8 protein-coding genes are annotated in these 7203 nt (G+C 67.1%); all 8 read right to left on the reverse strand.

Annotated elements, in window-relative coordinates:
- Positions 1-237: 237 nt before the first annotated feature.
- On the reverse strand, positions 238-816 hold the full coding sequence (locus tag AC3XYG_RS23995) for a class I SAM-dependent methyltransferase (protein WP_489142384.1): 579 nt from the start codon (positions 814-816) through the stop codon (positions 238-240).
- Positions 817-879: 63 nt separating this feature from the next.
- Positions 880-1587 (reverse strand): phosphate regulon transcriptional regulator PhoB, encoded by a 708-nt coding sequence (phoB, locus tag AC3XYG_RS24000; RefSeq protein ID WP_489142385.1) that lies wholly within the window; start codon positions 1585-1587, stop codon positions 880-882.
- On the reverse strand, positions 1587-2315 hold the full coding sequence (gene phoU, locus AC3XYG_RS24005; protein WP_489142386.1) for a phosphate signaling complex protein PhoU: 729 nt from the start codon (positions 2313-2315) through the stop codon (positions 1587-1589). The genes phoB and phoU overlap by 1 nt, the downstream gene beginning before the upstream one ends.
- A 26-nt stretch (positions 2316-2341) precedes the next feature.
- Entirely contained in the window at positions 2342-3175 is an 834-nt protein-coding gene (pstB, locus tag AC3XYG_RS24010; RefSeq protein ID WP_489142387.1) for a phosphate ABC transporter ATP-binding protein PstB, read from the reverse strand.
- A gap of 5 nt (positions 3176-3180) precedes the next feature.
- Positions 3181-4041, reverse strand: coding sequence for a phosphate ABC transporter permease PstA (gene pstA, locus AC3XYG_RS24015; protein WP_489142388.1), 861 nt, complete (start codon positions 4039-4041; stop codon positions 3181-3183).
- 6 nt (positions 4042-4047) lie between these two features.
- Positions 4048-5028, reverse strand: a complete 981-nt coding sequence (pstC, locus tag AC3XYG_RS24020; protein ID WP_489142389.1) for a phosphate ABC transporter permease subunit PstC — start codon at positions 5026-5028, stop codon at positions 4048-4050.
- 84 nt (positions 5029-5112) lie between these two features.
- Positions 5113-6174 carry a phosphate ABC transporter substrate-binding protein PstS gene (gene pstS, locus AC3XYG_RS24025; RefSeq protein WP_489142390.1) on the reverse strand — a complete coding sequence of 354 codons (1062 nt, stop codon included), beginning with the start codon at positions 6172-6174 and terminating at the stop codon, positions 5113-5115.
- A gap of 100 nt (positions 6175-6274) precedes the next feature.
- Positions 6275-7203, reverse strand: a 929-nt coding sequence (locus AC3XYG_RS24030; RefSeq protein ID WP_489142391.1) for a sensor histidine kinase, incomplete at its 5' end; no start/stop codon positions are given.

Below are 7203 nucleotides of genomic sequence, written 5' to 3' on the forward strand. Positions count from 1 at the left end.
GCATGGCACCGATCCCCGACGCCGCGCCGGTCCGGGTCGCTTCCGCCAAGGGCCGCAGCCAGGCCATCCAGCAGGTGGCCGACGCCAGCGAATCGCCGCGGCGCCAGTCCAACGGCCTGCCGACCGGCTGGTTCGTGCCGAACGCGCCGGGCAAGTAACCCGGCGGGCCTGACCCAAAAGAAAACCCGCGCCCCCGGACGAACCGGCGGCGCGGGTTTTTTCTTTGGGCTGTGGCGGTTAGCGGATCATCCCGGCACTGTCGCGACGATAGCTCCAGGCGCCGGATGGCGGCAGGTTGCGACAGACGAAATCGACCAGCCGGCCGCGCAGCCCCAGCTTGCGCCGTGGCAGCGGCGACAGCAGCTGGTTGGTGATCTGCAGCATCTGGCCGGTCCGCCCCATCCGGGCGAAGGCGGCATCGACGATCAGGCGCTGCAGCTCGAGCGGGAACCAGATGATCGGCAGGCTGGACACGACCAGCGACAGCTTGGTGACGCCGGCGGCGTCGAGCATCGCGCCGATCTCGGCGACGTCGCCCTCCAGCACCAGCGTGCCGGGGAAGCGGCGGCGCAGCACGGCGCACAGCTCCGGCATCTTCTCGACGATGATCAGCTTCTCCGGCGGCAGGCCGGTCGCCAGCAGCTCCTGCGTGATGCTGCCGGTGCCGCCGCCGAGTTCCAGCACCGGATCCTCGGCCTTCGGGTCGACATGCCGGGCGAAGGCGCGCGCCAGGGCCTGGCCGGATGGCGACCAGGCGGCGATCTTCAGCGGCGACCGGAACCACAGCCGCAGAAACAGCCAGGAATCCTTATTCATATGTCACCTCCGGATCCGGAATCGAGACAACGGGTCGGTGCGGTCAGAACAATGGGCCGGGCGTCAGGCCTGGGCCTGGACATCCAGCGAATAGCCGGCGGACCGGACGGTGCGGATCAGGTCGGTCTCGCTTTCGTCGTTCAACGCCTTGCGCAGGCGCCGGATATGGACGTCGACCGTGCGCGGTTCGACATACACATCGTGGCCCCAGACGATGTCGAGCAGCTGTTCGCGGCTGAACACCCGGCCGGGATGCTGCATGAAATGGCGCAGCAGGCGGAATTCGGTCGGGCCGAGATGCACGTCCCGCACCCCACGGCGGACGCGGTGGCCGCCGAGATCCATGCTGAGATCGGCGTAGCTGAGCATGTCGCCGGCGCTGGACGGCGAGGTCCGGCGCAGCACCGCCTTGATCCGGGCCAGCAGCTCCGGCGTCGAGAACGGCTTGGCGACATAGTCGTCGGCACCGGAATCGAGACCGCGGACGCGATCCCCTTCCTCGCCGCGCGCGGTCAGCATGATCACCGGGATGTCGCGGGTCTTGGCGCCGCGGCGCAACTGGCGGCAGACCTCGATGCCGGAAAGATGCGGCAGCATCCAGTCCAGCAGCACCAGGTCGGGCCGCTGTTCGCTGGCCAGCAGCAGCGCCTCTTCCCCGTCATAGGCGGCGAGGACGCGGAAGCCCTCGCGCTCCAGGTTGTAGGTCAGGAGGGTGACGAGATCGACCTCGTCCTCGACCACCAGAACCAGCGGCTGGATGCCGGCTCTCATCAGCTCTCCTCCGTCTTGGTCTCGGGCGTCACGACGGTGAAGGACGACGAGTCGCCCTTGGGCCGCGCATCCTTGATCGGCTTGCCGGTGAGCAGGAAGTGGATCAGCTCGGCGATGTTGGTCGCGTGGTCGCCGATCCGCTCGATGTTCTTGGCGATGAACAGCACATGGGTGCAGGGCGTGATGTTGCGCGGATCCTCCATCATGTAGGTGAGGGTCTCGCGGAACAGGCTGGTGTAGAGGTCGTCGACCGATTCATCCTGGCGCCAGGCCGACAGCGCCTTCTCCAGGTCGCGCTCGGTGTAGGCGTCGAGCACGTCCTTGATGATCTGCTGCACCATCCGGCCCATGCGCGGCAGCGTCGCCACCGGCCGGACCACCGGCACCTGCGCCAGGGCCAGGGAGCGCTTGGCGATGTTGGCGGAATAGTCGCCGATCCGCTCCAGGTCCGAGGCGATGCGCAGGGCCGAGACCACCTCGCGCAGGTCGCCGGCGAAGGGCTGGCGCAGCGCCAGGATCTGCACCACCTGGGCGTCGATCGAGGTCTCGTAGGCGTCCATCTGCTCGTCGCTGCGCACCACTCGGCCGGCAAGGTCTGCGTCGCGGCGGACCACGGCCTGGATGGCGAGTTCGAGCTGGCTTTCGGCGAGGCCGCCCATCTGCACGATGGTGCGGCGCAGGGCCTCAAGCTCCTGGTCGAAGGATTTGACGATGTGTTCATTAGCCATGGCGCGGACCCTTCCTGACCCGGAGCTCAACCGAAGCGGCCGGTGATGTAACTGTGCGTCCGCTCGTTCTTCGGGCTGGTGAACAGCTCCGAAGTCTCGCCGAATTCCACCAGCTCGCCGAGATACATGAAGGCGGTGAAGTCGGCGGCGCGGGCGGCCTGCTGCATGTTGTGGGTGACGATCGCGATCGTGTAGTCGGTCTTCAGCTCGTCGATCAGCTCCTCAATCTTGGCGGTCGAGATCGGGTCGAGCGCCGAGGTCGGTTCGTCCAGCAGCAGCACGTCCGGCCGCATCGCGATGGTGCGGGCGATGCACAGGCGTTGCTGCTGGCCGCCGGACAGGCTGGTGCCGCTCTTCTTCAGCTTGTCCTTGACCTCCTCCCACAGCGCGGCGCGGCGCAGCGCCGCCTCGATCCGGCTGTCCATCTCGGCCTGGTCCAGCTTCTCGTACAGCCGGATGCCGAAGGCGACGTTGTCGTAGATCGACATCGGGAACGGCGTCGGCTTCTGGAACACCATGCCGACGCGGGCGCGCAGCAGGTTGACGTCCTGCTTCGGCGCCAGGATGTTCTGGCCATCCAGCAGCACTTCGCCCGTCGCGCGCTGCTTCGGATACAGGTCGTACATCCGGTTCAGGATGCGCAGCAGGGTCGACTTGCCGCAGCCCGAGGGACCGATGAAGGCGGTCACGCAGCGCTCGTACAGCGGCAGGTTGATCTTCTTCAGCGCCTCATGGTCCTCATAGAAGAAGGACAGGTTGCGGACCGTGACCTTCTCGCGGAGGTCGCGGCGGGACTCGGCCGGGCGCTCGACATTGATGTTCATGTCGAGCGTCGTCACCTGCGCACCATTGCCTGTCATGACCGTCAGCCCTGCTTGCCGAGCGAGGAGAGCGCCCGGGCGATGATGTTGAGGAGGAGAATCGTCACCGTGATCAGGAGCGCCCCGCTCCAGGCCAGTTCCACCGATCGCGGATCGGTGCTGTTCAGCGTCATCTGGTAGATCGTCACCGGCAGGTTGGCGATCGCCTGGGACATGTCCGCGCTCCAGAACTGGCTGCTGAACGAGGTGTAGAGCAGCGGCGCGGTCTCACCGCTGATGCGCGCGATCGCCAGCAGGACGCCGGTGATGATGCCGTTGCGCGCGGCGCGGTAACAGACCTGGGTGACCACCTTCCATTGCGGCGACCCAAGAGCCGACGCCGCCTCACGCAGGGTGTTCGGCACCAGCCGCAGCATGTCCTCGGTGGTACGCGTCACCACCGGGATCGCGATGATCGACAGCGCCACCGCGCCGGCCCAGCCCGAATAATGTCCGAACAGGCCCGCGACCAGGACCTGGTAAACGAACAGGCCGATCACGATCGACGGGGCGCTGAGCAGGATGTCGTTGACGAAGCGGATCACCTCGGCCAGCCGGCTGGTCTTGCCGAACTCCGAGAGATAGGTGCCGGCCATGATGCCGACGACGGTGCCGATCACCGTGCCGATCAGCGTCATCAGGAAGCTGCCGTAGATCGCGTTCAGCAACCCGCCGCCGTCGGAGCCGGGCGGCGGAGTCGATTCCGTGAACAGGGTCAGGCTGAGCGACCCGACGCCGTTGATGAAGAGCGTCGCCAGGATCCAGACCAGCCACATCAGTCCGAACACGGCCGCGCCCAGGGAGACGGTCAGCATCGCCGCGTTGGTCGCCCGGCGGCGGGCGTAACGGGCAGAGGCGATCTGCATGGCGGTCTAACTCCCTGCCTTGCGCTGCAGCCGCATGAGCTGGAGCTTGGCCAATGCCAGGACGATGAAGGTGATGACGAACAGCGCCAGGCCGAGGGCGAGCAGGGCCGAGTTCAGCAGCTCGCTCGGGTTCGAATTGGCCAGGTTGGCGATGGTCGCGGAGATCGTGGTGCCCGGCGCCAGCAGCGACGCGTTGATCTTGATGGCGCTGCCGACGACGAAGGCGACCGCCATGGTCTCGCCCAGCGCGCGGCCGAGGCCGAGCATGACGCCGCCGACCACGCCGGTGCGGCTGTAGGGCAGCACGACCCGCCACATCACTTCCCAGGTCGTCGCCCCGAGGCCGTAGGCGGATTCCTTGAGCAGCGGTGGCACCGTCTCGAACACGTCGCGGGTGATGGCGGTGATGAAGGGCAGGATCATGATCGCCAGGATGATGCCGGCGGTGAAGATGCCCTGGCCGTAGATCACGCCGGAGAACAGGAAGCCGATGCCCGGGAGCTGGCCCAGCGTCGCCTTCAGGAAGGGCAGGATCGTCTGCTGCAGCACCGGCCCCAGCACGAGGAAGCCCCAGATGCCGTAGATGATGCTGGGGATGCCGGCCAGGAGCTCGATCGCGATGCCGACGGGCCGCTTGAGCATCGGCGGGCACAGCTCGGTCAGGAAGATGGCGATGCCGAAGCTGACCGGAACCGCGATGATCATGGCGATGATCGAGGTCACGATGGTGCCGTAGATCGGCGCCAGGCCACCGAAGATCTCCTTCGGCGGCTGCCAGGTCGGATCCACGAAGAAGCCGAGGCCGAAGGTCTGCAGCGCCGGCAAGGCGCCGATGGTCAGCGAGACGAGCGCACCGCCGAGAAGGATCAGAACCAGTACGGCGAAAGACTGCGTGGCCAGGCGGAAGCCCGTATCCGCCATGCGTTGGCGGCGGGCAACCCCGGCACCGATCCGCATTCCGATGTTCTGCGACGTCGCATCCACCATGAATCACCTTGCCCCGGAAACAGGCGGCACCGTGCGGCCGGTTGTGACCCGCACGGTGCCGTATCGATCAGGACCGAACCGCGATCACTTGGACGCGGACCAGATCGCCTTGCCGTCGGTGCCCTTGATGTTGTCCGACCAGGTCTTGTTGACCATGGTCACCACCGCCGCCGGCATCGCCACGTAGTCGAGGCCTTCGGCTTCCGCGGTGCCCTTGGTGTAGGCCCAGGAGAAGAACTGCAGCGCGGTCGCCGCGGCCGCGGCATCGCCCGGCTGCTTGTACATCAGGATGAAGCTGGCGCCGGTGATCGGCCAGCTCTGCGCACCCGGCTGGTTGGTCAGGATCACATAGTAATCCTTGGAGTTGGCCCAATCCGCATTGGCGGCGGCGGCCTGGAAGGTCTTGATCGTCGGCTCGAGCGTCTTGCCGTCCTTGTTGACCATCCGGGTGTAGGTCAGCTTGTTCTGCTTGACGTAGGCGTACTCGACATAGCCGATGCCGCCTTCGGTCTGCTGCACGGCGCCGGCGACGCCGGCATTGCCCTTCCCGCCAATGCCCGTCGGCCACTGCACCGAGGTGCTGGCGCCGATGGTGTCCTTGAACTTGGCGTTCACGCTGGACAGGTAGTTGCTGAACAGGAAGGTCGTGCCGGAACCGTCGGCGCGATAGGCCGGCGCGATGTCGGTGTTCGGCAGCTTCAGGTCCGGGTTCAGCTTCTTGATCTTGTCGTCATCCCACTTGGTGATGTCGCCGAGATAGATCTCGGCAATGGTGTCACCGTCGAGGACCAGCTTGCCCGGCTCGATGCCCGGGACGTTCACGACCGGCACGACGCCGCCCATGACCATCGGGAACTGGACCAGGCCGGCCGCGGCCAGGTCTTCGGTCTTCAGCGGCATGTCGGAGGCGCCGAAGGTGACGGTCTTGGCCTTGATCTGGTTGATGCCGCCACCGGAACCGATCGCCTGGTAATTCAGGCCGACGCCGGTCTCTTTCTTATAGGTGTCCGCCCATTTGGCGTAGACCGGGGCCGGAAAGGTGGCGCCGGCGCCGGTGATGTCGGCGGCCTGGGCAACGCCCCCCAGGAGCATGGCGGCAGCGCCGAGCGCCGCGCCGCGGAGGATGGATCGTGAAAAGAGCTTCACGGGGATCTCCCTGTGATAGTGGGGGCGAGGCGAAGCATCGCCCGGTCGAACGGCGGAGGCCGTGTCCGACAGCAGGCTATAGACGCCGGTCCCGACCCTTTTACGACAGTTCGATTACAGTTTTGTGAAGGGCCCGGCCGGCGGCCTTGCCGCCCGGCGCCGCCGGCAGATGCACCGTGAACACGCTGCCGACGCCGACCTCGCTGTCGACCTCCAGCCGGCCGCGATGCCGGCTGACGATGTGCTTGACGATGGCGAGGCCGAGGCCGGTGCCGCCGACGGCGCGGCTGCGGGCCGGGTCGACCCGGTAGAATCGCTCGGTCAGACGGGGCAGGTGTTCCTTGGCGATGCCCTCGCCCTGGTCGCTGACGGTCACGACCAGGCCGGTGCGCCGGCCTTCCCCCACTGTGCGGGCGGAGATGCCAACGACACTGTCCTGCCGCCCGTAGTTGATCGCGTTCGACACCAGGTTCTGGAACACCTGATACAGCTGGTCCGAATCGCCGATCACGGCGGGCAGGTCCGGCGCCAGGTCCAGCTCCATCCGCTGGGCCTTGCGCTGGGCCTTCAGCTCCAGCGCATCGGCCACGGCCTGCAGCAGCGGGCCGATCGTGACCCGGCCGGTCGGCGGCACATGCTCGTCCAGCTCGATCCGCGACAGCGACAGCAGGTCGTTGACCAGCCGCGACATGCGTTCGGCCTGCGCCTGCATGATGCCGAGGAACCGGTCATGCGCCGCCGCATCGTCGCGGGCCGGCCCGCGCAGCGTCTCGATGAAGCCCATCAGGCTGGACAGCGGCGTGCGCAGCTCATGGCTGGCAATGGCCACGAAATCGGCCCGCATCTGCTCGATGCGCTTGGGGATGGTGAGGTCGTAGAGGGTGTCCAGCAGCGCCGGCTCGGGCCCGCTGCCCGGCTCACGCGGGCCGGCCTCCGGCTGCGCCGCCTCGGCCCGGCGTTCGAAGCGCTGGATCCGCACCTCGAATTCGCGCTCGATCGGCACCGGCAGGTTCAGGGACACGGTCTGCA

It is taken from the genome of Inquilinus sp. (assembly GCF_057815775.1).